This is a genomic window from Lactiplantibacillus paraplantarum, assembly GCF_003641145.1.
GTDB classification, from domain to species: domain Bacteria; phylum Bacillota; class Bacilli; order Lactobacillales; family Lactobacillaceae; genus Lactiplantibacillus; species Lactiplantibacillus paraplantarum.
In genome coordinates this window covers 1,750,150-1,773,031 of the sequence record NZ_CP032744.1, presented here as the reverse complement: position 1 = coordinate 1,773,031, position 22,882 = coordinate 1,750,150, and the positions used below count along the sequence as shown (strand labels likewise).

At 42.6% G+C, this 22,882-nt stretch carries 25 protein-coding genes and 1 riboswitch; of the genes, 19 read left to right on the top strand and 6 right to left on the bottom strand.

Features of this window, described 5'->3' with window-relative positions; all coding sequences use genetic code 11:
• The first annotated feature begins 219 nt into the window (after positions 1-219).
• From LP667_RS08515 to LP667_RS08500, 4 genes are all read left to right on the top strand, one after another.
• Positions 220-1,431 (top strand): FtsW/RodA/SpoVE family cell cycle protein, encoded by a 1,212-nt coding sequence (locus LP667_RS08515; RefSeq protein ID WP_056988281.1) that lies wholly within the window; start codon positions 220-222, stop codon positions 1,429-1,431.
• Positions 1,432-1,645: 214 nt separating this feature from the next.
• Positions 1,646-1,809: riboswitch (M-box (ykoK) riboswitch) on the top strand.
• Between the two features lie 100 nt (positions 1,810-1,909).
• A complete protein-coding gene (locus tag LP667_RS08510; protein ID WP_021732298.1) occupies positions 1,910-3,652 on the top strand; it encodes an ABC transporter permease subunit in 1,743 nt (580 codons plus the stop codon).
• Between the two features lie 18 nt (positions 3,653-3,670).
• Positions 3,671-4,462 carry an ABC transporter ATP-binding protein gene (locus LP667_RS08505; protein WP_021732297.1) on the top strand — a complete coding sequence of 264 codons (792 nt, stop codon included), beginning with the start codon at positions 3,671-3,673 and terminating at the stop codon, positions 4,460-4,462.
• Positions 4,463-4,466: 4 nt separating this feature from the next.
• The gene (locus LP667_RS08500) at positions 4,467-5,627 is read left to right on the top strand and encodes an LCP family protein (protein ID WP_033609587.1); all 1,161 of its coding nucleotides are present in this window, start codon (positions 4,467-4,469) and stop codon (positions 5,625-5,627) included.
• Between the two features lie 359 nt (positions 5,628-5,986).
• Here LP667_RS08500 and LP667_RS08495 read toward each other — a convergent pair whose 3' ends face one another.
• Positions 5,987-6,928: a glycosyltransferase family 2 protein gene (locus tag LP667_RS08495; protein ID WP_021732295.1), complete on the bottom strand. Its 942-nt coding sequence runs from the start codon at positions 6,926-6,928 to the stop codon at positions 5,987-5,989.
• A gap of 476 nt (positions 6,929-7,404) precedes the next feature.
• Positions 7,405-7,797, bottom strand: coding sequence for a hypothetical protein (locus tag LP667_RS08490; RefSeq protein WP_021732294.1), 393 nt, complete (start codon positions 7,795-7,797; stop codon positions 7,405-7,407).
• Between the two features lie 164 nt (positions 7,798-7,961).
• Here LP667_RS08490 and LP667_RS08485 point away from each other — a divergent pair, with 164 nt between their 5' ends.
• Together LP667_RS08485 and LP667_RS08480 are read left to right on the top strand one after the other, a co-directional pair.
• Positions 7,962-8,354 (top strand): hypothetical protein, encoded by a 393-nt coding sequence (locus LP667_RS08485; RefSeq protein ID WP_021732293.1) that lies wholly within the window; start codon positions 7,962-7,964, stop codon positions 8,352-8,354.
• A 35-nt stretch (positions 8,355-8,389) separates the two neighbouring features.
• Positions 8,390-9,559 (top strand): hydroxymethylglutaryl-CoA synthase, encoded by a 1,170-nt coding sequence (locus LP667_RS08480; RefSeq protein WP_021732292.1) that lies wholly within the window; start codon positions 8,390-8,392, stop codon positions 9,557-9,559.
• A 46-nt stretch (positions 9,560-9,605) separates the two neighbouring features.
• Here LP667_RS08480 and LP667_RS08475 read toward each other — a convergent pair whose 3' ends face one another.
• Entirely contained in the window at positions 9,606-10,235 is a 630-nt protein-coding gene (locus tag LP667_RS08475) for a hypothetical protein (RefSeq protein ID WP_021732291.1), read from the bottom strand.
• A 99-nt stretch (positions 10,236-10,334) separates the two neighbouring features.
• On the opposite strand from LP667_RS08475, the gene LP667_RS08470 reads away from it, so the two are divergent.
• On the top strand, positions 10,335-10,988 hold the full coding sequence (locus LP667_RS08470) for a DNA alkylation repair protein (protein WP_021732290.1): 654 nt from the start codon (positions 10,335-10,337) through the stop codon (positions 10,986-10,988).
• Between the two features lie 99 nt (positions 10,989-11,087).
• Here the strand turns inward: LP667_RS08470 and lexA are convergent, their stop codons facing one another.
• On the bottom strand, positions 11,088-11,720 hold the full coding sequence (lexA, locus tag LP667_RS08465; protein WP_003640747.1) for a transcriptional repressor LexA: 633 nt from the start codon (positions 11,718-11,720) through the stop codon (positions 11,088-11,090).
• 133 nt (positions 11,721-11,853) lie between these two features.
• Between lexA and LP667_RS08460 the strand changes: the two genes are divergently transcribed.
• Complete coding sequence (locus LP667_RS08460; protein WP_021732289.1) at positions 11,854-12,111, top strand: DUF896 domain-containing protein; 258 nt, start codon at positions 11,854-11,856, stop codon at positions 12,109-12,111.
• Positions 12,112-12,208: 97 nt separating this feature from the next.
• Positions 12,209-12,445, top strand: coding sequence for a YneF family protein (locus tag LP667_RS08455; protein WP_080235722.1), 237 nt, complete (start codon positions 12,209-12,211; stop codon positions 12,443-12,445).
• Between the two features lie 58 nt (positions 12,446-12,503).
• On the opposite strand, the gene LP667_RS08450 is transcribed toward LP667_RS08455, so the two are convergent.
• Positions 12,504-13,142 carry a lysophospholipid acyltransferase family protein gene (locus LP667_RS08450; RefSeq protein ID WP_021730789.1) on the bottom strand — a complete coding sequence of 213 codons (639 nt, stop codon included), beginning with the start codon at positions 13,140-13,142 and terminating at the stop codon, positions 12,504-12,506.
• Between the two features lie 112 nt (positions 13,143-13,254).
• Here LP667_RS08450 and LP667_RS08445 point away from each other — a divergent pair, with 112 nt between their 5' ends.
• The 3 genes from LP667_RS08445 (at position 13,255) to LP667_RS08435 (ending at position 15,385) form a co-directional block, all read left to right on the top strand.
• On the top strand, positions 13,255-14,010 hold the full coding sequence (locus LP667_RS08445) for a tRNA1(Val) (adenine(37)-N6)-methyltransferase (protein ID WP_021730790.1): 756 nt from the start codon (positions 13,255-13,257) through the stop codon (positions 14,008-14,010).
• The gene (locus LP667_RS08440; RefSeq protein ID WP_021730791.1) at positions 13,997-14,302 is read left to right on the top strand and encodes a GIY-YIG nuclease family protein; all 306 of its coding nucleotides are present in this window, start codon (positions 13,997-13,999) and stop codon (positions 14,300-14,302) included. Before LP667_RS08445 ends, LP667_RS08440 begins: the two co-directional genes overlap by 14 nt.
• An 84-nt stretch (positions 14,303-14,386) precedes the next feature.
• A complete protein-coding gene (locus LP667_RS08435) occupies positions 14,387-15,385 on the top strand; it encodes a D-2-hydroxyacid dehydrogenase (protein WP_003640741.1) in 999 nt (332 codons plus the stop codon).
• Between the two features lie 239 nt (positions 15,386-15,624).
• On the opposite strand, the gene LP667_RS08430 is transcribed toward LP667_RS08435, so the two are convergent.
• Positions 15,625-16,347, bottom strand: a complete 723-nt coding sequence (locus tag LP667_RS08430; protein WP_021730792.1) for an HAD family hydrolase — start codon at positions 16,345-16,347, stop codon at positions 15,625-15,627.
• Between the two features lie 223 nt (positions 16,348-16,570).
• Here LP667_RS08430 and rpsB point away from each other — a divergent pair, with 223 nt between their 5' ends.
• The 7 genes from rpsB (at position 16,571) to rseP (ending at position 22,857) form a co-directional block, all read left to right on the top strand.
• Entirely contained in the window at positions 16,571-17,374 is an 804-nt protein-coding gene (rpsB, locus tag LP667_RS08425) for a 30S ribosomal protein S2 (RefSeq protein ID WP_021730793.1), read from the top strand.
• A gap of 102 nt (positions 17,375-17,476) precedes the next feature.
• Positions 17,477-18,355, top strand: a complete 879-nt coding sequence (gene tsf / locus LP667_RS08420; protein WP_021730794.1) for a translation elongation factor Ts — start codon at positions 17,477-17,479, stop codon at positions 18,353-18,355.
• A gap of 199 nt (positions 18,356-18,554) precedes the next feature.
• Positions 18,555-19,277, top strand: coding sequence for a UMP kinase (gene pyrH, locus LP667_RS08415; RefSeq protein ID WP_021730795.1), 723 nt, complete (start codon positions 18,555-18,557; stop codon positions 19,275-19,277).
• Between the two features lies 1 nt (position 19,278).
• Positions 19,279-19,842 carry a ribosome recycling factor gene (gene frr, locus LP667_RS08410; protein ID WP_021730796.1) on the top strand — a complete coding sequence of 188 codons (564 nt, stop codon included), beginning with the start codon at positions 19,279-19,281 and terminating at the stop codon, positions 19,840-19,842.
• Between the two features lie 119 nt (positions 19,843-19,961).
• Positions 19,962-20,741, top strand: coding sequence for an isoprenyl transferase (locus tag LP667_RS08405; RefSeq protein WP_021730797.1), 780 nt, complete (start codon positions 19,962-19,964; stop codon positions 20,739-20,741).
• Between the two features lie 15 nt (positions 20,742-20,756).
• Positions 20,757-21,542 carry a phosphatidate cytidylyltransferase gene (locus LP667_RS08400; RefSeq protein WP_021730798.1) on the top strand — a complete coding sequence of 262 codons (786 nt, stop codon included), beginning with the start codon at positions 20,757-20,759 and terminating at the stop codon, positions 21,540-21,542.
• A gap of 37 nt (positions 21,543-21,579) precedes the next feature.
• A complete protein-coding gene (gene rseP / locus LP667_RS08395; RefSeq protein ID WP_021730799.1) occupies positions 21,580-22,857 on the top strand; it encodes an RIP metalloprotease RseP in 1,278 nt (425 codons plus the stop codon).
• The last annotated feature ends 25 nt before the right edge of the window (positions 22,858-22,882 follow it).

Here is a 22,882-nt window from a genome sequence, read left to right as displayed (position 1 = left end):
CAACGTGCAAAATATTAACCGTAATAATGATCAAATGTTGTATCAATTAATTTATCGTGGCTACCAAGAGGCTTAGCCGAGATGATTAAGATTTTAATGCAATATTTAGAATCTGGTTAAATCGATTAATTAAGCCTAAAAATGTCACTTAAAATATAAAATATTTGGATTTACCGCTATACTAAGCCCGGTATAAATTTTATTTATGGGGGGTAACAAATGAATAATAGAGAACTTGGTCGGTGGCAACAGCATAAACATATTGGCGACTATGGTTGGGGGATTATATTATGTATCATCATACTCTGTTGTATTGGTATGTGGGCTATTTACTATGCTTGTCTGCATGATTTAAAAGTGATTGATCCTGTCCGGACGACAATGATGCAATGTCTCTGGTACCTTGTAGGTGCATTGATAGCGACAACGATGCTTCACCTAAGTGAAAACCAATTGATGCAGTGGGCCCCGATTGGCTATTCAATTGGCATGCTGTTATTGATACTTTTATTGGTCTTCTATAGTCGAGAATATTATGTTCAAACAGGGGCTAAAAGTTGGTTTGCAATTGGTACACTGACTTTTCAACCAGTTGAAGTTATGAAACCGCTCTATATTTTAATGATGGGCCGGTTAATCGTTCAAGATCAACAATGGGGACCCCACAATAATTTTAATGCGGATTGGCGGTTGACACGTCGCCTAGTTATTTACACTTTTCCAATTATTGTTGCGTTGAAAATCATCAATGATTTTGGAACGACGTTAGTTTTTCTGACAATTTTCATTGGTATGCTGATTGTTTCACCATGCCGATTTAGTTTTTTATGGCGTGTGTTATTGGTGGCTGGATCCATTGGGGTTATTTTAATTTGGTTAGCGACATCGAGTACGGGCCAATCTCTGTTATCTCATATCGGATTTAAATTGTACCAGTTTGATCGCATCAATACGTGGCTTAACCCAAGCAATGGCGTCTCGGATCAAAGCTATCAATTGTGGCAAAGTATGCGAGCGGTTGGTGTGGGTGGATTAACTGGGAATGGTGTAACTCATAACGCTGTTTATGTGCCAGTTAGGGAATCAGATAGGATTTTTTCGGTTGTTGGTGAGACAACTGGATTCATTGGCTGTAGTGTCTTGCTTATCGTTTACATGTACTTGTTTTATCTGATTTTTCGCTCAGCATTCGCTAGTCGACGCCGATTTTATGTCTACGTTTCCACTGGAGTAGCCGTAATGCTAGCTTTCCATATGTTTGAAAACATTGGCATGACGATTGGGCTGTTACCTTTAACGGGAATTCCGTTACCTTTTGTTAGTCAGGGAGGTTCGGCCATAATTGGCGATTTTATGGGGGTTGGCTTGGTTCTTGCGACACAGTATCCTAACGTGCGCTCCATTTTTTCGGTACCGAGAATTTTTCACTAAGTAACAGGATTTTTGTGGCAATTAAAGGCCAAATTTTAAGTTAGACAGTACGAGTAATTTGTTTAGAGATAAATAGTTAAGTAAAAGTTACGATTATAAAGGAAACCTAAAAAGTATAAATAATCACTTGTTAATGATTATTATTAGCTAATTTTTATTGACGATTAAAGATCTTGAAACTATGATAGCATTGTTGATTACATCAGCAATAAAAATCAGTTGCAATTAGGTGAGGTTACTTTAAGAATATAGGTTATCGCCCAGAAATGTCGAGAGACAGGAATGAGTAAAGCAGAATTTGCCGAATTAAGGCTCTTTCAAGATAACTAGACTAGTTCTTACGTCTTAAAGTGCTAAAACTCAATGAATGCGTCGATGCAAAAATCGTTATCCATTTTAGTTTTTTACCCCATTAGCTGCAATTTGCTAATGGGGTTTTATTTGCCTAAAAACAACTTGAACATGGAAAGGAGTCCCCATGACAAGTTTAAAAAGAGGGATTAAAGTACGTTCTGTGGTGGGAACGATGATGTGGCTTGGACTAAGTATTGGAATTTTGCTTATGATTGGCTGGTGCATTGCCAAGATGAACCTGCCGCTCAGTCGATTACCCACTCAAGGTTATTTAGATACTACGGGAGGGAAAGGCTACTTAACAATGTCACATTTAGTAGCGGCTGCGTTACGAACAACAACGAGACTATTCATTGGAATGGGCTACTCAATATTGTTTTCTTTGATTTTTGGCGTATTAGCAGCGCGCTATCGAAGTGCACGCTATGTTATTTTGCCGATTGTTAATTTATTGGAGTCGGTGCCGTTATTGGGGTTTTTAACGTTTACAACTGCATGGTTCATGGGATTGTTTCCCAATAATGTGCTAGGTGTTGAGGCCGTTGCTATTTTCGGCGTTTTTACTGCACAGGCCTGGAATATTATGTTGGCTCTCTATCAGTCACTTCGGGTTACGCCCGAAGACTTGATGACAGTGGCTAAGCAATTTGGCTGTAATAGCTGGCAACGATTTTGGCGCTTAGAATTCCTTTATGCGACACCGAGCATTCTATGGAATATTGTCATTTCTCAATCGGCTGCTTGGTTTGCCCTAGTCGCTTGTGAACAAGCGACGATCATGGTTCCTAAAAATGAAACAGTGGTGCTACCAGGAATTGGATCATACATCCAGATTGCGCTTGATACAGCTAATTTTGGTGCTGTTATTAATGCAGTGATTGCGCTAGTTATCTGTGTGTTATTGGTCAATGTGTTTATTTTTCAACCACTGATTAAAGGAACGGCACATTATAAATATGGTACGAGTACCGATAGCCAACTACCACAGCAATCGCAAGTCTATGATTTGATGGTTATGGCTAAAGTGCCGCTGTTAGTTAAGCGATTCCATCGTCATATCCGGTATTGGTGGTTATATGGTGCTCCAAAGCAATGGCAAAAACTGGGCTTTTCACGGATTATACGAATATTAAAAAAATATACAGTATATTGGCGCATTGCATGGTGGCTAGTAATAGCTGTTGGTCTATATCGCTTGGGTGTATTACTAATAAAATATCTTGATTGGATTAATTTAAGTGTTTTGTTTAAATGGACCTTCCTAACAACTAGTCGTGTTTTGATAGCTGTTTTACTTTCGGCGCTTATTTTTATTCCACTTGCCGTATGGGTTGCCAGTGATGCACGGCGATTAAAACTGATTCAACCGGTTGGACAGGTTTTAGGATCAATTCCCGCGGATATTTATGTTCCAATTGTTGCATTAATGATTACGCTGACGGGGACAACACAGCATTGGTGGGTCATTCCATTGATAATGACTGGAACTCAATGGTACTTTTTTTTCAACATTATTGCGGGATATCTGGCAATTCCCAGTGATATCAAAGATGTTGTTAATGTTTTTCACCTGTCAGGGTGGCGTTGGTGGACACATTTTTTAATTCCATCACTGTTTCCCGCCCTCATTACCGCAATTATTAATGCTGCTGGGGCAGCTTGGAATGCTGATATTGCGGCTGAATTGATTAGCTGGGGTACCCATCAGTATGCAGTTACTGGACTTGGTGCTTACATTGCCAAAAATATCAATAATAAACCTGCAGAAGCAACTGGCGTACTGATTATTTGTGTCATTGTTGGGTTATGCGTTGTGTTGATTTGGCAACCATTATATCGATTTGCTGAACGTCGCTTTCATTATTAATACGAGGAGGAGTTTAAGTTGAAAAAAGCAGTTTTATTAGATGTTGATCACGTTTCAAAGTCATTTATACTTTCAAAACAGCGGCAGTCTGAACTGATTTTAGAAGCGGTTAGTTTGCAAGTTCAAACGCACCAGTTTATTAGTATTATTGGTTCGTCGGGTGTCGGGAAATCAACACTATTACGAATGATTGCGGGGATTATTCAGCCCAGCTATGGCGCCATTACTTTTGATGGTAATTTAGTCACGGCTCCTGATCGCCGGATGAGTATGGTATTTCAGAATTTTGCGCTATTTCCATGGTTGACAGTACGTCAAAATATCATGTTTGGCCTAGAAAGTCAGCTTAATTCTGACTGTCAATATGTTGACGCTCAAATTGACAATTTAATTAATTTGATTGGTTTAAAAGGGTTGGAAAATGCATACCCCTATGAACTATCTGGAGGAATGAAACAACGCGTTGGTTTTGCGCGTGCACTTGCTGTTGAGCCAGAACTGCTCCTTTTGGATGAACCGTTTTCAGCACTGGATGTTTTAACAGGGCAGCGGTTAGGGCAAGATTTGATCACATTATGGGAACGCAGGAAATTTAAAATGCAAGCGATTGTTTTGATAACGCATAATATTTCTGAAGCAGTTCGCCTTTCAGACGTCATTTATGTACTAGGAGGGCAACCTGCACAAATTATGAACACTTATCAGATTAAGACGCCTAGAAATCAACGTACTGAGCAACAAATTTGGGCAAAAACAATGGCAATTACTGATCAATTTAAGCGCGATATGAATGAAATGCGGGGGGACTGAGTTTATGAGAAGGCGGCAACTGCCTAAATGGCAAAGAAAACGACTAATTGTACTAGTAACGAGTTGTATAACCTTTATGTTAGTGGTTTTTACAATTCAAGGTATTCGATTATTTGACATGTTGCACTCGTTCCATGAGTCACGAGTTATCAAGCCGCATCATAATTTGACCCAGCAACCAGTCAGTACTTTTTTATTGATGGGGTTAGATAATAGTGGCAAGCGCAAATTGTCGACAACGCGCACGGATGGAATGATGGTAGTCATTGTAAACCATAAGACTAAAACAATGACCTTATGTAGTTTATTACGGGATACTTTTGTTAAGATCCATTCGCAGCAATATCATGGTTATCAGCGTATTGAATCGGCGTATACCTATGGTGGTGATGCAGCGGCGGTGGCGACCGTTGAACATTATTTGAATTTGCCAATTGATTATTATCTAACTGTTAATTGGGATGGTTTTATTAGGGCCATTGATGATGTTGGCCCCGTTGAAGTTAATGTTGATCGTGACTTTATCGGACAAAATTACTGGGGCAAACCAGAAAAATTTAAAGCAGGTTTGCAACCGATGTCTGGTGCACGTGCATTGGCCTATGCACGCGAAAGACATATCGACAACGATCAACACCGTGGTTTTCGGCAGCAAGCCGTCTTTTACGCAATGGTCAAGCGCTTGAATCAGGAAGGGCTTTCGTCTAAAGGGGCCAAAGTTGTCGGTGATTTGAAAGATCAAATGAGGACTAATTTGACGGATTACGATATGTTAACACTGTTTAAAAGTCGTAAAACTTTTAAGCAATATCGAGTAAAACGATTGACATTTGAGTGGCGAACGTTTGATATTGCTGGTCGTAGTATGGTAGAGGTTTACCCAGACAGTCGCAAACAGGTGAGTCGGCAATTACAAGCCGCCGCTGGGCTACGGCCGGACTTGCCTTCGCAGACCTTCACAACTAACGGGCATTATCGGTATGCCAGTGATGAGAGCGTTGAAAGTAAAACGGATGAAGCTAAGGCTGATACGCATTATGGCCAATCGCATGTGTACGTGGGGCATGCTGGTAACACTGCTATTGGTAAATTACCAGCAGCGGTGCCGTTGAAAAATGGTTTTCGAGTTTCAGATAGAACTGAAACAATGTATACGATACATTAGATTCTGGTAATTGTTAGCAAGGGGACACTACTCAATAACCAAAACGACCCAGACAGTTTTGTTTGATACTGCTGGGTCGTTTTATATACGATAATGATAGGGAGGCATATTTACAGCAACGTTAAGTGAATTGAATGTAAATTAAACTCAGTTTGTGCCAGGATACCGTTAAGTCGGCAAGTGGCTAGGCGGATGTCAAAAAATCAATCTGTAAGTAAATGAGGGTTTGAATATAATATCATCAACTAACAAGAGTCAAAAAAACTGCCATCAATAATTAAATTGACAGCAGGTAGAAGCAGGTTGGATTTTGTAGTAGTATCTAACAATTAAAGCGGTATTGGACAATTATGAATGGGTTATTTTTTCTCTTGCACAATGTAGTGAGGCCGGTGCTTTGATTCAATGTAAATCTTACCAATGTAATTACCAATAATGCCCAGGCAGAACAGTTGAATGCCCCCAATTAAGAGCAAAATCGTGACGGTTGAGGCCCAACCACTGACACTATTATTAAATAGTAATTTGCGAATAATTACGACAAAAATACTGATAATGGAAGCTAAGGAAAGTAGGCCGCCCGTAAACGTAGCAATTTTCAGGGGAACATCAGAGAAGTCAACGATGGCGTCCATTGAGTAGTTGAAGAGCTGCCAGATTGACCAATGAGTTTCGCCGGCAGACCGGGGTTGGTTTTCAAATTTTAAATAAGTTGTCCGAAAACCGACCCAGTTAAAGATCCCCTTAGAAAAACGATTATATTCGGGTAATTCTAAGATGGCATCAACCATTTGGCGCGTCATTAAGCGATAATCGCGGGCATTAGGAATAATTTGTACTTTTGAAATTTTATTAACAATTGAGTAAAACGAACGCGATAAAAACGAACGAATAAAGGGCTCACCAGCACGATTTTCCCGCATTGTACCAATACAGTCGTACTCGCCACTTTGAAGCATAGCCAACATTTTAGGCAACAAAGTCGGCGGATCTTGTAGGTCAACGTCCATGACGGCCACATAATCCCCAATTGTATGTTCCAGACCTGCCAATAAGCCAGCTTCTTTCCCGAAATTCCGAGAAAATGAAACGTAATGCACAGTATCAGGATGAGCAGCGTTTAATGTACGTAGCACGTTCAGCGTGTCGTCGGAAGAGCCGTCATTGACAAAGACATATTCAGTTGTGATATCGTTGAACGCCTCCGGATTATCCGCTAGAACTTTTTCAACGGTATGATAAAATATTTCAATCGTAGGTTCCTCGTTATAACACGGAACAACTAGACTCATGGTTTTCATAATTATTAGTATCCGACCTTTTCATAATTTTTAGACGAATCAATTGCGTTTTGGCTTGGTGATCGATACCAATTGGCACCGGTTGAATAGTAGTCGCTCACTAATCAATAAAGAAAAGCATTTTAAACCAGTATGAATATCATAGCCCGAATTAAGGTATAAAGCAATCAATTATCGAGTCACAAAAATTGTAATGGATTCGCGATAACTAGTCAATTAAGACGCTAGTAAACACTGCTGTGGTTCAATTTTATATTGAGTGTTACCGTATGCGATGACACTTAATGATTTCAATTTGTCAGCAGGGCAAAAAAAGCAGCTTTGTGTGGAATTCTATAAAAAGAAGGCCATACGAAGTTGCAAGTTAATGACGCAAGCGCTGTTTTGTAATTGGCGTACCTGATCAGCTAACAGATTACTTTGCGAATATGACAGTTAAGCTCACCGAACGGGGATGTTGAATCTAAAGTATCAAACTAGTCGTTGGCTGCCGTCACTAAGTTGGTCGCGGGTATTGAGTCAATCCGGTAGATGGATATGATGATACTTGCCAAGTTGCCATTGAGTGTGCCTAAGATGGTTAGTGGCGAGACAGAATCACCAATCCGGACTTGCCAATCACAGCTGTTTTGATAGTCTGGTGTGTCGATACGAAGTTCAAAGCGCTGGCCATTGAGTGCTTTGAAGGAGACCCTGGATGATGACAAGCTAATGATGTCACCATCCAGTGGGGCGTTAATCACAGCGTCCGTTGGCTGCATGGCAAGTAAACCCATTCGTTGTGGGTTGGCGACTGTGGGGATGGTCTGATAAATACCTGCGACTGGGGCTTGAACTCTAGTCTGATCATGATGACGTAAAAACCACATATTAACGCACTCCTTACTTAAATAATTACTTTAACTACCGTTATTTGAATTCAGCATAGATTATGGAACCCGTCCCAGGTCAAGCAATTGCTTACAATATTTTTATGGCAAAATGATATAATAGTTGAGAAATCTTAGGATGATTAACGAACGGGGTGGTTCAAGTGGATTTTGTCGATTTGACACCGATAGTATTAACACATACGCCGCTAGGAACACGCGGGTCGACCCCGCGCATACATGATTGGCAATTGGATTGGAAAAAACTAGCGTGTTTGATCGATGATAATCAAGACGTCATGACGCAGGTTGAAGCGGGGCTAGCAGAGGATTGGTTAAATACGCATGGCACCATATGGGATAACGTTCAAGGTTATCACCGGTATCCAAATGATAGGCGGGAGTTTGATGACACTGTCTTTTGGGCGGCCTCCACTTGGGCAACGCCTGCAATCGTCGTTACTTTTCATAATGAACTCAGCCGTGCATTCAGTTGCTATCGGCTTGGATCTGATCCAGATTTTCATTACTTAGGACCACTGGGAAATGCCTATTAATCCGTTATTGTTATTAACAAATTGGAGGAAAACACTTGAAAGTTGGAATCGATAAGTTGCACTTTGCAACGTCGCATTTATACGTTGATATGGCTGAGTTGGCGGTAGCACGTCAGGCTGAGCCCGATAAATATTTGATTGGTATCGGTCAGTCCAAGATGGCAGTGATCCCACCTAGTCAGGATGCAGTCACGCTCGCGGCGAATGCCGCAGCACCAATGCTAACGGCTGAAGATATTGCCGCCATTGATTTAGTAGTTGTAGGGACTGAATCGGGTATTGATAATTCGAAAGCGAGTGCCATATACGTGGCTAAATTGTTGGGATTGAATCGACGCGTTCGTACGATTGAAATGAAGGAAGCGTGTTATGCTGCGACTGCTGGTATTCAGCTGGCCCAGGATCATATTCGGATTCATCCAGATAAGAAGGCCCTAGTTATTGGTAGTGATGTGGCTCGTTATGGGCTGAACACACCGGGAGAACCGACTCAGGGTGGCGGGGCGGTCGCCATGCTAATTAGCGCTGATCCGCAGGTGTTGGCACTGGGGACCACGACTAGTTTACTTAGTGCCGATGTAATGGATTTCTGGCGCCCGTTGTACCATACAGAAGCCCTAGTTGACGGTAAATATTCATCTAATATTTATATTGACTATTTCCAAGATGTTTTTAAAGATTACTTGAAAACAACGCACACACGTCCAGAAGCGATGACGGCGTTAGTTTTTCATTTGCCATATACAAAAATGGGTCTTAAGGCACTTCGGAGCGCTTTGCCACTAGTCGATGATGACCAGCAAAAACGCTGGCTGGCTCATTTTGAGCATGCGCGTCAGTTGAACCGGCAAGTGGGCAACTTGTATACTGGGTCACTCTATTTAAGCTTGTTATCGCAATTATTAACAGATCCGCAGTTACAGCCGGGCGACCAATTAGGACTATTCAGTTATGGCTCTGGTGCGGAGGGGGAGTTTTATACTGGTGAACTCCAGCCTGATTATCAATTGGGCTTGGACGCTGGCTTACCGCAACGTTTAGCCCGTCGTCGACGAGTCAGTGTCGCGGAATATGAGACATTATTTAATCAACAACTGCAATGGCAAGCTGAAGATCAGGTTGTGTCAGTTGCGGATGATCCACACCGCTTTGTGCTAACCGGACAAAAAGCTGAGCAACGTCAATACCTGGATCGCGAGGCTTAATAAAAAAGCACTTGCTATTAGCAAAATTGCTAGGCAAGTGCTTTTGTTATTTGAAATTATTAGTGATGATTTGGCCATCTTTAACACTAAGTAAGGTTTTATCAGTTGTATCTGGCTGTAGCAGTTGAATGGTGTAACCAGCCGCTAGATTCTTTTTAAGTGACTTAGACAAGGACTTGAAGTTTGAAGTAATTGTCGTGATGGCTTTTTGATTTTGTGACGGATATGACTTGATTGTTTTTAAAGATTTGACGTATTTTTTGCCGGTTGGGGTGATCGTATAAGTTTTGGTTGCTTTCGTAAATGCGACCGTCCCGATTGACTGATAGTTCGCTTGCAGCTGTTTAAGAATGTTTTCTTCGTTTAACTTAGTAGTTGCTGCAGCTTGTTTAGCGCTACCTTCGTTGAAAATAACCTGTGAGGAACTTAAGCTCGTCGATTTTGATTTGCTAGTACTTGCACTAGTTTTAGCACTTGATGCTGCTTTGCTGGTAGTGTGCTGTGACTGGTTGTAAGGCCAATACGGTAGTTTGATAACAGCATAAATAGTGACCACAGCGCTTAAGACCGTTATGAACGTTAGAAATTTCCAACCACCACCGGTTTGACGTGCATAAATCACGGAAAATAAAGCTAATAGAAAAACAATCAAGCCCATAATGGCTAGGAACAACATGTAACCAACTCCCAATGTTTGAAATAATATAATTATTATACCATTGAACTATTGGCTGTTTGATACCGAATTAAAATATTTTGAAAATGAGGGGACAAAATGACTAATTTGTTGACGACACCACCACTTTTTTTACCCAGTCATCTTGAAAATCAGGCACCGATGGCTAAGTACATGCGTGACCAGTTTCAGTTTCTGGGGGTTAAAAGTCCGGAGCGCAGGGAACTGTTACGACCGATTCGTCAGGCGAGCTACCAACTAACGACACATCAGTTACAGCACTGGCTAGCTTTTTATTATCAACAACCCTATCGCGAGTATCAGTACGTGGCAATTGACCTTGCGCTGGCCAATCTGCGCCGACTAACACCGGCTCAGTATCAATGGTGTCAGCAGCAACTTACAGTGACGCCGTGGTGGGATAGTGTTGATGCGTGGCGTAAAGTACTCGCAACGTACATTCTGAAGCACGGTTGCTTAGAGCAAGAAGGACCAGTGTACTTGCGCGCTACTGACAAATGGGTCCGGCGTGTGGGGATTACGTTACAGTTAGGTTGGCAGCAACAAACCAATGTTCAGTATTTACGGACGGCCATTTTAAGCAATCAATGCGATGAAGATTTCTTTATTCAAAAGGCGATTGGTTGGGCGTTGCGCGATTACAGTAAGACTAATCCGGCATGGGGCCGTGAATTTCTGGCAACGACAACTTTGTCACGGCTTGCACAACGTGAAGGGCAAAAGTATTTATAACGCATGTTTATAAAATTGCGCTACGCGGGAAATAAGTGAGTAAGAACCGTGGTAATAAAAAAAGATGACGGCTAAGGTCATCTTTTTGATCATTAATACTTATTGAAAAAGCATGTCGCGGTATAAACCAACAACTTTACCTAGGACGGAGACGTTGTTCAAAATAATTGGCGCCATCGTATCATTCTCGGGTTGGAGGCGGTAATGATCGGCTTCTTTGAAGAAACGTTTGCACGTCGCTTCATTTTCATCGGTCATCGCAATGATGATGTCGCCGTTGTCAGCTGAGCTTTGACGACGGACAATAACTTGATCACCATTCATGATGCCGATATTGATCATACTTTCGCCTCGAATCGTTAGCATGAATAAATCACCACCGAATGATTCTAATTCCTTAGGGATCGGGAAGTAGTCTGTGGCTTCCTGAACCGCTAAGATGGGTTGTCCAGCGGTCACGGTTCCGAGGACTGGAATTTGATGCGGGGTGGTTTCGACTCCCAAGGCTTCGAAGCCAGCGGGCGTTACTTCAATGGCGCGGGGCTTGGTAGGGTCTTTTTGAATGTAACCCTTCTTTTCAAGTCGTGAAATATGGCCGTGAACGGTCGAAGTCGAAGATAAGTCAACGGCTTCCCCAATTTCACGAACAGTTGGCGGATATCCTTTTTCATTGACGCGTTCATAAATAAAACGAAGAACGGCCATTTGTTTGCTTTCCGATGTTTTACTCATCTTGGCACCTCATTTATTATTTTCATTATTGGTTAAACCAATTGTAGCATAGCGTTTCACAGCTTTCAAACAAATGTTCGGTTGACAAACGCTATTAATTGATTTACGGTCTATTTTCGTGTATATTGCATTGATGAAAGGGGCTGCTACTTTGATTTCAAAAGAATTGCTTGCTCGGATCAATGAGTTAGCTCATAAGGCGAAAGCCGAGGGCCTCACCGAGTTGGAAGAAGCGGAACGGCAAGAGTTACGGCAAAAATACTTGCAGGAATTTCGGGCCGGGTTCCGGCAACAAGTTGAGATGCTGCAAGTTTATGATAAAGATGGTAAAGAGGTTACGCCCGAAAAGGTTCGCCAGGTACAACGTGATCGCGGCCTGCGGGATGATTAACCGATTTCAGGAAAATTTGTCAACTGACAAATTTTCCTTTTCTTTTATTATTAATTTGTGTAGACTAGTTTAATGAAGACTGTAATAAGGGAGGGGAATGACTGTGTCTACTGGAATTTGGATTTTAATCGTCGTTATCGGCGTATTAGTTGGGTTAACTGGTGGCTTCTTTGGTGCCCGGCATTATATGCAAAACTATTTGAAGCAAAATCCACCTATTAGTGAAGAAATGCTTCGGAGCATGATGATGCAAATGGGTCAACGCCCATCCGAAAAGAAATTGCACCAGATGTTAAATTCAATGAAAGCTGCTTCTAAAAACGATAGTAAGTAGTATTGATAATAAAAAAGTGCCGGTTCGCAATCGCGATTACCGACACTTTTTTATTGTATTATTGGCGCTTAGAATTAGTTGTTGCGGGATCAATGTATTTGAACGTTGGATCAATTTGGTGATCCAGCTGGTCAAAAGCACTGAGCATTTTAGTTTCAATTTGCTTCTGACCGGCATCATCTAGTTTAAGTTTGCGATCAATGTAGATGGGTTCCCCGAAACGGACAGTGACGCGTTGTCGACTGAAGAGCTGTTTGAAGGTCAATGGCCCTTGGTAAACAGTTGGGACGAGGGGCACACCAGCCATTTTGGCAATAACTATCGCGCCACCCTTGAGTTCTTGTGAGTGTCGCGTTCCTGAAGGGTACATAATTAGTGAGAGTTTTCCGCTTCGCAAGAATTTGACAGGGGTCTTGATCGCGGAGGGTCCAGGATGTTGGCGGTTGACAGGAAAAGCATTGGCATGGACGAGAATGTACCGCAAAACAGGGTTTTTAAATAATTCTTCCTTAGCCATAAAACTAAACTTCATTGGACTACCGGCTAAGGCATAGTATAGAGGATCAAACCATGTTCGGTGTGGGCCAACTAAGATGTAGGCGCCCTCAGGAAGGTTGGCACGTCCTTGATAGCGGGGCCGACCGTTAATTATGGTGATGATCAGTCGGACTAGTCCGCGCATAAAAGAATAAAACATCACGATCTTCCTTTCGTTTACTAACTGCTCACAGTATGACGAAATTTGGCAAATTCTGCAAGTTAATTGTATGATAGCTTTGCGATGATTTTAATGGAGGGGGTGGCCGAGTATGGCCGACGTCACGTTACACGCTGATGAGCGTATTGATCAATTATATAGTAAAGATATTCAAATTATTCAGAGTTCTCAAGTGTTTGCATTTTCACTGGATGCCGTTTTACTGGGGGACTTTGCGCAAGTTGCGAAGGGGATTAACAGTCAGATTGTGGATCTCTGTGCTGGTAACGGCGCCGTGGGATTGTTTGCCAGCGCCAAGACTCGCGGTCACATTACAGCCGTGGAAATTCAACCACGGTTGGCGGACATGGCGCAACGAAGTGTTACCTTGAACCATTTAACACACCAGATGACGGTTCTAAACGAAGACTTACTGGCAATCACGCAACAATTACCGAAAGATTCGGTGGACACGGTCCTGTGTAATCCACCATATTTTAAAGATCAGCCCCAAAGTGTTAAAAATCCCAATCCACATCTGGCAATTGCGCGTCATGAATTATCGGCCAATCTAGATCAAATTTTGGCTGTGAGTAGTGATTTACTAAAAATGAATGGTAAGGCTTATTTCGTTCACCGTCCCGAGCGGCTGGATGATCTATTCATCGCAATGGCTAGGAATCGGTTGGCACCCAAACGCATTCGATTTGTACATCCTAAGGCTGGGCGAGAAGCCAATATGGTGTTGATTGAAATGATCAAAGACGGCAAGGCCAACGGCGTTCGGATTATGCCGCCGCTTGTGGTATATCAAGATAATGGTGAGTATGGAGAAGAGGTGCACACGCTACTTTATGGCGAAGATTGATAAGACTGTTACGGTCGATGCCGCAACGAAAAAATATTATTTTTATGTATTGTTATGTGCTGACCAGACGTTGTACGGTGGTTTTACGGATAACTTACAACGCCGGTTAGCAACACATAACGCTGGCAAAGGTGCTAAGTACACACGTGTAAAATCACGGCGCCCCTTGCAATTAATTTATCATGAAACTTTCAATGACAAATCAAGTGCGTTGAAGGCCGAATACGCCTTTAAACACCAATCGAGAGCTGCCAAGCTAAATTACTTGTCAGCTCACGATGTAAAAATTTAGCGAAGTTTTCACAATTAATGATTCTATTTCTGGCATTTACTGTTATAATATTTACTGTATCAATATATAGGAGGAATTTTTGTAATGAAAATTATTGCATATGCTGTACGTGATGACGAACGTCCATTCTTCGATACTTGGATGAAAGAAAACCCAGATGTTGAAGTTAAATTAGTTCCAGAATTACTTACTGAAGACAACGTTGACTTAGCTAAGGGCTTCGACGGTGCCGATGTATACCAACAAAAGGACTATACTGCTGAAGTATTAAACAAGTTAGCCGACGAAGGGGTTAAGAACATCTCTCTTCGTAACGTTGGTGTTGATAACTTGGACGTTCCTACTGTTAAAGCGCGTGGCTTAAACATTTCTAACGTGCCTGCATATTCACCAAATGCGATTGCTGAATTATCAGTAACGCAATTGATGCAATTATTACGCCAAACGCCATTGTTCAACAAGAAGTTAGCTAAGCAAGACTTCCGTTGGGCTCCAGATATTGCCAAGGAATTAAACACCATGACTGTTGGTGTTATTGGTACTGGTCGGATTGGCCGTGCTGCCATCGATATTTTCAAAGGTTTCGGCGCTAAGGTTATCGGTTACGATGTTTACCGGAATGCTGAACTTGAAAAGGAAGGCATGTACGTTGACACCTTGGACGAATTATACGCCCAAGCTGATGTGATTACGTTACACGTTCCTGCATTGAAGGATAACTACCACATGTTGAATGCGGATGCCTTCAGTAAGATGAAAGATGGCGCCTACATCTTGAACTTTGCTCGTGGGACGCTCATCGACTCAGAAGACTTGATCAAAGCCTTAGACAGTGGCAAAGTTGCCGGTGCCGCTCTTGATACGTATGAATACGAAACTAAGATCTTTAACAAGGATCTTGAAGGTCAAACGATTGATGACAAGGTCTTCATGAACTTGTTCAACCGCGACAACGTTTTGATTACACCACATACGGCCTTCTACACAGAAACTGCCGTTCACAACATGGTGCACGTTTCAATGAACAGCAACAAGCAATTCATCGAAACTGGTAAAGCTGATACGCAAGTTAAGTTTGACTAATCTCGACAATAATTGATAAAAAAGACGCTACTCAGATGAGTAGCGCCTTTTTGTATTCGTACCAGGTTCATTTTCACTAACAACAGTTGCGTAACTAACAAAATTACTGTGACTTAGGATTCGCTGGTTAGGATGGTAGCGAAGGGTATCACCAAAAGAAGTCGCCCTAGAGTTCAGCTAGGGCGACTTCTTTGAGTAGTGCTTTAATTACTGATGATACAAAGTCTTGAGTAATACAACTATGATGCACTAGCAGCTTGTACTAAAGCTAGTAGTAGCTCGTTTAATTCCGCTGGACTCTGGATAATTTGATCCGGAATCACACTGGGCGTCATCTGCTCATTTTGCCGGTGATTGAACCAAAAAGTCTGCCAGCCGGCGTGTTTAGCGCTGGTCATATCTAATGCGGCGTTATCGCCGACATAAACGGCCTCGTTGGCTTTAATGCCAACCTGGTGAGCCCAGGTGGTAAAAATCGACGGGTCTGGTTTAGCAATGCCCAATTCTTCAGAAATGAAAATATTATCTGGGTGCACAAAATGTTCAATTTGTAATTGATGTAATTTTTGATGCTGAATGGGTGCCGGCCCGTTTGTGATGATACCAATTTTGAAAGCGTGGCTAAGCTTGGTTAACGTTGCGGCGAGACCATTGAAGAGACAAATGTGGTTTAAGGCCTGTTGATAGGCCATTTCAAATTGGATCGCCCAATCCATGCTGATACGCCCAGTAATGGGTGCCAGAGCATGCCGAATACGGGCTGTTTGCCAGGCTTCTAGGCTCATGGCTGCGTCCGTCACCTGATTGAAGGTGCGGTCGTTAAAATCATGAAACCGATTAAAAATTTCTGCCAATTCAGGATCGCTTAAACGCTGGTTAAAAGTTTTGGTTAGCGCAGTCGTGAATGGTGATTTTTGATCATATAACGTATCGTCAAGGTCAAAAATGATGGCTTTTATCATTATTAAGTGAGCCCCCTATGCGAGATTGTATTTTAACACACTTTACCCAATTCACAAATTATTGATGAAATTGCTTGCAAGCACTAGTGATTTTCGGTATACTAATTTTCGGTGTTAAAACCAATTCACACCTACTGGGATAATTATGGCGGTGCTCGGGAGAGTGTCATAGTTAGTTGAGCAGTGGGGAGGAATAAAACAAATTTTTGGAGGCACATTTATTATGGCTATTATTTCTATGAAACAATTGCTTGAAGCCGGTGTCCATTTCGGTCACCAAACTCGTCGTTGGAACCCAAAGATGAAACCATACATCTTTACGGAACGGAACGGCATCTACATCATTGACTTACAAAAGACGGTCAAGATGATTGATTCAGCTTACAACTTCGTGAAGGACGCTGCAGCTGATGATGGCGTTATCTTGTTTGTTGGGACTAAGAAGCAAGCCCAAGACTCAATCGAAGAAGAAGCAACCCGTGCTGGTCAATACTACGTTAACCATCGTTGGTTAGGTGGGACTTTGACTAACTGGAATACGATTCAAACTCGGATCAAACGGCTTAAAGACTTGAAGAAGATGGAAGCTGATGGGACCTTCGAACGTTTACCTAAGAAGGAAGTTTCATTGTTAATGAAGCAACGTGCCAAGCTTGAAAAATTCTTGGGTGGTATTGAAGATATGCCTCGGATTCCAGATGTTGTCTTCATCGTTGATCCTCGTAAGGAACAAATTGCGGTTAAGGAAGCTCAAAAGTTGAACATTCCGATCGTTGCCATGGTTGACACCAACACTGATCCAGATGACATTGATGTTATCATCCCATCAAACGATGACGCAATTCGTGCCGTTCGCTTGATTACTTCTAAGATGGCTGATGCTGTCATTGAAGGCCGTCAAGGTGAAGACGAAGACGTTACTGAAGATTCTTTCAAAGATAGCAAGGACGCTAAGAAGTCCGTTGACTCATTGGAAGACATCGTTGAAGCCGTTGAAGGCGACAATAACGCTAAGTCAGACAAATAATTAATTGAAATAATTAGGCTGCCTAAAAATCGCGGACCATTACGGCCTGATTTGACGGGCAGCTTTTTATTTAAAATCAAGATACTCAAAGGAGAGTAAACTATGGCAAAGATTTCTGCAGCACAAGTTAAAGAACTTCGTGATAAAACCGGTGTTGGTATGATGGACGCTAAAAAGGCGTTAGTTGAAACTGAAGGCGACATGGAAAAAGCCGTTGACGTTTTGCGTGAAAAAGGGGTTGCCAAGGCCGAAAAGAAGAGTGGCCGAGTTGCCGCTGAAGGCATTGCTGCCGTTGCCATCAAAGACAACAAAGCTGCCATTGTTGAAATTAACTGTGAAACTGACTCGGTTGCTTCAACTGACAAGTTTAAGGATTTAGTGGCTGAAGTTGCTGATAAAATTGCTGAAGAAGAACCTGCTTCAGTTGACGATGCCTTAGCTTTAAAGACGGCTAATGGCACGGTCAAAGACGATGTCATCGAAACGACTCAAGTAACTGGTGAAAAGATCAGCTTACGTCGTTTCCAAGTTGTTGAAAAGGGTGCTGATCAAAACTTTGGCTCATACATTCATAATGGTGGTCAAATTGCGGCGTTAGTTGTCTTAGATGGCGCTGACGGTGCGACTGCTAAGGACGTGGCTATGCACGTGGCTGCCATCAATCCTGAATACGTTAACCGTGAACAAGTCCCTGCTGATCGCTTAGCTCATGAAAAGGACGTTCTTGTTAAAGAAGCCTTAAATGAAGGTAAGCCTGAAAAGATCGTTGAAAAGATGGTTGAAGGCCGTTTGAACAAGTGGCTTTCAGAAATCAGCTTGGATGACCAAGAATTTGTTAAGGATTCTGACCAAACTGTGGCTCACTTTGTTGAATCAAAGGGTGGCAAGGTCAATTCATTCATTCGTTTTGAAGTTGGCGAAGGAATCGAAAAGAAGGCTGATAACTTTATCGACGAAGTTATGAACCAAATTAAAGACTAATTACTAGTTAAAGAATTAGCTAATTGGGGATTACGACGAAAAGCAATTTTCGGCGTAGTCCCTTTTTGTAAAGTAACGGGTTGAAGTCGCTTTAAAAAGAGAATTCGGTTAATTTTCCCGTGGTTTATGGCTGACAACCAAACGCTTATTCAAATATATGGTAAAATAATAGACAGATAATTTCGAGGAGGACAAAACGATGTCGGAAGTTAAATATAAGCGTGTGATCCTAAAACTTAGTGGTGAAGCCTTAGCTGGTGAAAAGGGCTTTGGCATCAATCCACCCGTCATTAAAACGGTGGCAGAAGAACTCAAGGACGTCTATGATATGGGCGTTCAAATTGCAATCGTTGTTGGCGGTGGCAACATGTGGCGTGGTGAAGCTGGCGCACAGATGGGTATGGAACGGGCGCAAGCTGATTATATCGGTATGTTGGCTACCATTATGAACGCCTTAGCACTCCAAGATAATCTTGAATCAATTGGTGTGCCGACCCGGGTTCAAACATCCATTGAAATGCGTCAAATCGCGGAACCATACATTCGGCGAAAGGCAATGCGCCATCTTGAGAAGCGTCGGATTGTTATTTTTGCCGGTGGTACTGGGAGTCCATACTTCTCAACGGATACAACTGCGGCATTACGAGCTGCTGAAATCAATGCTGACGCCATCCTCATGGCTAAAAATGGGGTCGATGGTGTTTATTCAGCTGATCCTAATAAGGATGCTAACGCGGTTAAATTTGATAAACTTACGCATCTCGACATTATCAACAAAGGCTTGCAAGTTATGGATACAACAGCTAGTTCATTATCAATGGACAACGATATTCCTGTCGTGGTCTTTAACTTGAATGAACCTGGTAATATTCGGAAAGTCGTCGCCGGTGAACACATCGGGACAACAGTCAGGGGGAAATAATATGGCAATTACAGAACCAATTTTAAAAGAAGCACAGGAACGGATGAAGAAGGCGGAAGCCGCTTTACAGCGTGAGCTTGGTAATATTCGGGCTGGCCGGGCGAACGCGTCATTATTGAATCGGATTTCTGCAGATTATTATGGCACTCAGACGCCTCTTAATCAGATGGCAGCTATTACGGTGCCGGAACCACGGGTATTAATGGTGACCCCTTTTGATAAGAGTGCCCTTAAAGAAATCGAAAAGGCTATTTTAGCGTCAGACCTCGGGATTAGTCCAGCTAACGACGGGTCGGCGATTCGGCTAGTTATTCCACAATTAACGGAAGAACGGCGGAAAGAACTTGCCAAGGACGTTAAGGCGGAAGGTGAACGCGCCAAGGTCGCCGTTCGAAACGTGCGTCGTGATGCAATGGAAGCCTTGAAGAAGGGCCATAAAGCTGGTCAGTTCACTGACGACCAGTTACATCAGTTAGAAGACCAAGCCCAAAAGTTAACGGATCAAGCGGGTAAGGACGTTGACGCGATTGTTGCCGACAAAGAAAAAGAAATTTTGGAAGGTTAATGACTGACCAATTTATTAAGGCTTGGAGAAATTCAAGCCTTTTTTTGTTGACGAATAGTTAATTAGTGCTTTTTTTGGTAAAATAGTGCATAGTTAAGCTATTTTTATGGAGGTGCGCCTTGTTCGCTTTTTTTAATAAGAATGATCCTGCAGATAAAACGGACGTGCAATTGGATCCTAATCGAATTCCGGCACACGTCGCCATTATTATGGATGGCAATGGTCGCTGGGCCAAGTCACGGCATTTACCACGCATTGCTGGCCATAAGGAAGGTATGAATACCGTCAAGAAGATTACGATTGCCGCAAGTGATGTGGGCGTGAAAGTATTGACGCTCTATGCGTTTTCAACCGAAAACTGGAAGCGACCGACTGATGAAGTGAATTATCTGATGCAATTGCCAGTAAGTTTTTTTGACACTTTTGTGCCAGATTTGATCAAAAATAACGTTCGGGTGCAAGTCATGGGTTATGTTGATCGTCTACCAGCCGCCACCCAAAAGGCAGTTCAAGATGCGATTGCGGATACTAAGGATTGTGACGGGATGGTGCTAAACTTTGCCCTCAACTATGGTTCACGGGCTGAGATCGTGACCGGAGTGCAAAAGATCGCACGGCAGGTGCAGGATGGTCGATTGGCGGTTGATGATATTGATGATGCAACCATCGACGCAGCACTGATGACGGCACCACTTGCGCCATACAATGATCCTGACTTATTGATTCGAACCAGTGGTGAAGAACGAATCTCAAATTTCTTAATGTGGCAAATTGCGTACAGTGAACTGGTCTTTACGGATGTTAAGTGGCCAGACTTCACGGCGACGACTCTTCAGGCGTGCATAGCGGATTTTCAAAGCCGTGATCGCCGTTTTGGCGGGTTGTCGGATCATAAATAAAGGGGAGTTTTCAGTATGAAACAACGAGTCATCACGGCGGTCGTTGCGTTAATTTTATTTATCCCAGTCATTTTTGTTGGTGGGATTACCTTGGATATTGTGGCTATGTTACTAGGTGCCATTGCGATGAGTGAATTACTCGTGATGCGTAAAAAGTTGCTGATTTCATTTGAAGCGATTGTCAGCATGTTGGCAGTAATGATTCAAATTGCGCCTAACAAATGGTTCAATGGGTTACCGGATCAACTCAATAAGGAATACGTGGTTTACTTTTTAGTGATTTTACTACTATTGCACACGGTTTGGTCACGCAACCGATTCTCGTTTGATGATGCCGGAATGTTGACGTTAGGTGTGTTATACATTGGCATGGGCTTTAACTACTTCACCGCTGCTCGGGGTGTGAGTGTCTACATGTTATTATTCTTGATGTTCATTGTCTGGTTGACGGATAGTGGTGCTTACATGGTTGGCCGCAAGCTTGGTCGACACAAAGTGACACCCATCAGCCCCAATAAAACTTGGGAAGGCTGTATTGGGGGTAGCGTCATTGGCGTGATTGTTGCCAGTGCGTTTGCCATTGGTTTCCATGTTGGTTATGCAAGTGTGGTAAGTATGGTGTTAATCACCCTCGTCTTATCAGTGGTCGGCCAGTTTGGTGATTTAGTTGAATCGGCCTTAAAACGGTACTATGGTGTTAAGGATTCTGGTAAGATTTTGCCAGGCCATGGTGGAATTTTGGACCGTTTTGATAGTATGTTATTAGTTTTTCCAATCGCACATTTATTCGGCCTCTTTTAAGCTGAATACCCGAAACGCGGGAGAAAGGAGCGCTTAATTGATCGTTACAATTATTACGTTCATTATCGTTTTCGGTATCTTGGTCATCGTCCATGAGTTTGGGCACTTTTACTTCGCCAAAAAGGCTGGAATTTTAGTGCGTGAATTTTCTGTCGGGATGGGGCCCAAGGCGGTCGCGTTTCGTCGTAATGCCACGACCTATACGTTACGGTTTTTACCAATTGGGGGCTACGTGCGGATGGCAGGTGTCGCCGATGATGAGGATGAAGAACTCAAACCAGGGACACCAGTAAGCTTGCAAGTCGGTCAGGATGGGATTGTTCATTCGATCAATGCTAGTAAAAAAACAACGTTGTTCAATGGAATTCCGCTATCGGTAACGGCCACTGATCTAGAAAAAGAACTCTGGATCGAAGGTTACGAAAATGGTGACGAAACTGAAGTGAAACGATATTCTGTCGATCATGATGCGACCATTGTGGAAAGTGACGGGACTGAAGTTCAAATTGCCCCGGTCGACGTTCAGTTTCAATCGGCCAAACTTTGGCAACGTATGTTGACCAATTTTGCTGGTCCGATGAATAATTTCATTCTGGCCATCATTACCTTTGCCATTTTAGCTTTTATGCAAGGGGGGGTCACCAGTACGACGACCCACGTTGCAGCGACAACGGCTCACTCAGTCGCACGACAAGCTGGCATTCAAAAGGGTGATCAGATTGTGGCCGTAAATGGTAAAAAAATGACGAGTGCGCAATCAATTTCGTTATTGATTCAGGACAGCCCCAAGCAACAATTAAAGTTGACCATCAAACGGGCGGGACAGACTAAAAAAATTGCAGTCACGCCCGCTGCAAAGACGGTTTCTGGTAATCGAATCGGTCAAATTGGGGTCCAATGGGCCACTAAGACGGATACGAGTCTAGGTGCTAAGTTGGCATATGGGTTTACTGGCTCGTGGGGAATCACGAAGCAGATTTTTCAAGTGCTCGGGCGGATGGTTACCCATGGTTTTAGTTTGAATGATTTAGGGGGGCCCGTGGCAATCTTTGCAACGACTTCTCAAGCGGCTAAATCTGGTGTGCGCACTGTGATTTACTTGCTGGCTGTGTTATCGATCAACCTCGGAATTGTCAATTTATTGCCAATTCCAGCCCTTGATGGTGGTAAACTATTATTAAACATTGTTGAAGGCATTCGAGGTAAGCCACTACGAGTGGAAACGGAAAGTGTCATTACCTTGATTGGATTTGGCCTTTTGATGTTATTAATGATTCTAGTAACTTGGAATGATATTCAACGGTATTTCTTCTAAGTGATGTTTAATTTGAAACAATAAG

Excerpts from the sequence above, each read along its gene's own strand:
- LP667_RS08515 (WP_056988281.1), top strand. The coding sequence starts at position 220 with ATGAATAATAGAGAACTTGGTCGGTGGCAACAGCATAAACATATTGGC.
- LP667_RS08510 (WP_021732298.1), top strand. The coding sequence starts at position 1,910 with ATGACAAGTTTAAAAAGAGGGATTAAAGTACGTTCTGTGGTGGGAACG.
- LP667_RS08500 (WP_033609587.1), top strand. The coding sequence starts at position 4,467 with ATGAGAAGGCGGCAACTGCCTAAATGGCAAAGAAAACGACTAATTGTA.
- LP667_RS08495 (WP_021732295.1), bottom strand. The coding sequence starts at position 6,928 with ATGAAAACCATGAGTCTAGTTGTTCCGTGTTATAACGAGGAACCTACG.
- LP667_RS08490 (WP_021732294.1), bottom strand. The coding sequence starts at position 7,797 with ATGTGGTTTTTACGTCATCATGATCAGACTAGAGTTCAAGCCCCAGTC.
- LP667_RS08475 (WP_021732291.1), bottom strand. The coding sequence starts at position 10,235 with ATGTTGTTCCTAGCCATTATGGGCTTGATTGTTTTTCTATTAGCTTTA.
- LP667_RS08470 (WP_021732290.1), top strand. The coding sequence starts at position 10,335 with ATGACTAATTTGTTGACGACACCACCACTTTTTTTACCCAGTCATCTT.
- lexA (WP_003640747.1), bottom strand. The coding sequence starts at position 11,720 with ATGAGTAAAACATCGGAAAGCAAACAAATGGCCGTTCTTCGTTTTATT.
- LP667_RS08460 (WP_021732289.1), top strand. The coding sequence starts at position 11,854 with ATGAAAGGGGCTGCTACTTTGATTTCAAAAGAATTGCTTGCTCGGATC.
- LP667_RS08455 (WP_080235722.1), top strand. The coding sequence starts at position 12,209 with ATGACTGTGTCTACTGGAATTTGGATTTTAATCGTCGTTATCGGCGTA.
- LP667_RS08450 (WP_021730789.1), bottom strand. The coding sequence starts at position 13,142 with ATGTTTTATTCTTTTATGCGCGGACTAGTCCGACTGATCATCACCATA.
- LP667_RS08445 (WP_021730790.1), top strand. The coding sequence starts at position 13,255 with ATGGCCGACGTCACGTTACACGCTGATGAGCGTATTGATCAATTATAT.
- LP667_RS08440 (WP_021730791.1), top strand. The coding sequence starts at position 13,997 with ATGGCGAAGATTGATAAGACTGTTACGGTCGATGCCGCAACGAAAAAA.
- LP667_RS08435 (WP_003640741.1), top strand. The coding sequence starts at position 14,387 with ATGAAAATTATTGCATATGCTGTACGTGATGACGAACGTCCATTCTTC.
- LP667_RS08430 (WP_021730792.1), bottom strand. The coding sequence starts at position 16,347 with ATGATAAAAGCCATCATTTTTGACCTTGACGATACGTTATATGATCAA.
- rpsB (WP_021730793.1), top strand. The coding sequence starts at position 16,571 with ATGGCTATTATTTCTATGAAACAATTGCTTGAAGCCGGTGTCCATTTC.
- tsf (WP_021730794.1), top strand. The coding sequence starts at position 17,477 with ATGGCAAAGATTTCTGCAGCACAAGTTAAAGAACTTCGTGATAAAACC.
- pyrH (WP_021730795.1), top strand. The coding sequence starts at position 18,555 with ATGTCGGAAGTTAAATATAAGCGTGTGATCCTAAAACTTAGTGGTGAA.
- frr (WP_021730796.1), top strand. The coding sequence starts at position 19,279 with ATGGCAATTACAGAACCAATTTTAAAAGAAGCACAGGAACGGATGAAG.
- LP667_RS08400 (WP_021730798.1), top strand. The coding sequence starts at position 20,757 with ATGAAACAACGAGTCATCACGGCGGTCGTTGCGTTAATTTTATTTATC.